This window comes from Trueperaceae bacterium, assembly GCA_031581195.1.
In the GTDB taxonomy this organism is placed as follows: domain Bacteria; phylum Deinococcota; class Deinococci; order Deinococcales; family Trueperaceae; genus SLSQ01.
The window spans coordinates 1-1772 of the sequence record JAVLCF010000205.1; the positions used below are offsets into that span (position 1 = coordinate 1).

Below are 1772 nucleotides of genomic sequence, written 5' to 3' on the forward strand. Positions count from 1 at the left end.
TTCCAGGCCTGATCGACGCGCACGTCCGCCTCACGATCGTCGGGACCCATCCGAGCGAGAAGACCGATGACGTCCTCCTTCACGGCCCTGCGGATGATCCGGAACGAAGTCGAGCGCCTCCGCACGACGCTCACCGCCTACGTTCGCACCCTCTCGGCCGTGCACCTGATCGCCGAGGCGGTTCCGGTCGACGGCGTCACCCCGCCCTCCGCGCGGGCTCCGGAAGGCCCCCCTCGCCCGCGACGCGCACCACGAGACCTTCGCGAAGGCCGTCCGGGCGGGCGTACCATCGTGGCTGGAACCGACGACCTGAACGGCCGCCTCTCGTACGAGCTGGACCGTATGTCCGACGCCCACGTGCCGGCCGAAGCCGTCCTCCATTCGGACAAGGTCCACGACCCCGAGCGCCTCGTCCGTCCCGACCTCGGCCCGATCCAGCCTGGACACGATCGTCGTACGCGGCGACTCCGCACAGGACTTGGCGGCGGTGAAGGCCGTCGGACTCCTGGTGCTGGGGGCCAGGCGCAGCACCGGGATGCGAACGAAGACGGGCCCCACCGCCCCAACGGAACCACGCGACGGGGCAGCGATCGATGTGGGCCAGCCAGCGGGGCCGCTACCGGTCCCGCAACGCCTCGGGAAGCAACGCCTGTGGCGCGTTCTGGTACGCGACGAATCGCGTGAAGCGTTCGATGGCGTAGGTACCTACGGAGGTGCCACGACCGTCGGACGTGGCCGGGAACGGTCCGCCGTGGACCATGGCGGGGCTCACCTCGACACCCGTCGGAAATCCGCCGAACAGCACGCGGCCTGCGCGGTCGGCGAGGACGGCAAAGAGGGGGCGAACGACGTCCAACTCGTCGTCCTCCGCGTGGACGGTGGCGGTCAACTGCCCCTCCATGGCGCGGGCGAAAGCGACGAGGTCGACAACGTCGCGATACCAGACCAAGACCGTGCTAGGGCCGAACACCTCGTGCAGGAGCGTGGGGTCGGCCCGAACGGCGGCCAGGTCCACTTCCCACGCGGCGGCCGACGCGGCGGTGGGGCCGTCCGCAGCGTAGCCCTGGGCGAGGGGCGTGCCACCCGCCTCGCGGAGTGCGTCGATGCCCCGTCCGTACATCTCGCACACGCGGGCGTTCAGCATGGTGCCGCCGGGCGTGGCCTCGGTTCGTCGGGCCAGCTCGGTCGCGATGGCATCCCCGTCGGCACCGCGGGGCACAAGGACGACGCCGGGGTTGGTGCAGAACTGGCCGACGCCCAGCGTGAACGAGACGTGGAGGCCTTCGGCGATCGCCTCGCCGCGCGCATGGGCGGCGCCGGGAAGCACGAAAACAGGATTGACGCTACCCATCTCGGCGTAGACGGGGATCGGTACAGGCCGCTCGGTCGCGATGCGCATGAGGGCCTCTCCCCCACCTCGGGAACCTGTAAAACCCACAGCACGAATCTCGGGCGCACGCACCAGCTGCGCCCCGGCGTCGTGACCGTCGTCGAACAAGAGTGAGAACACACCGTCTGGAAGACCGGTACGGTGAGCCGCATCGGCGATCGCGGCGCCGACGAGCTCGGAGGTACCGGGGTGGCCCGGGTGGGCCTTGACGACGACGGGACAGCCAGCGGCGAGTGCGGAGGCGGTGTCGCCGCCGGCGACGGAGAACGCGAAGGGGAAGTTGCTGGCACCGAATACGGCGACGGGCCCGATCGCGCGCCGCATCGATCGGAGGTCCGGCTTAGGCGCGGGGGTGCGGTCAGGATCGGCCGGGTCGATGCGG

1 protein-coding gene is annotated in these 1772 nt (G+C 70.7%); it reads right to left on the reverse strand.

The genetic code is table 11. The annotated features are described in order from the left end of the window. Positions 1-616: 616 nt before the first annotated feature. A partial coding sequence (locus tag RI554_11435) for an aldehyde dehydrogenase (NADP(+)) (protein ID MDR9392627.1) occupies positions 617-1772 on the reverse strand: 1156 nt, incomplete at its 5' end.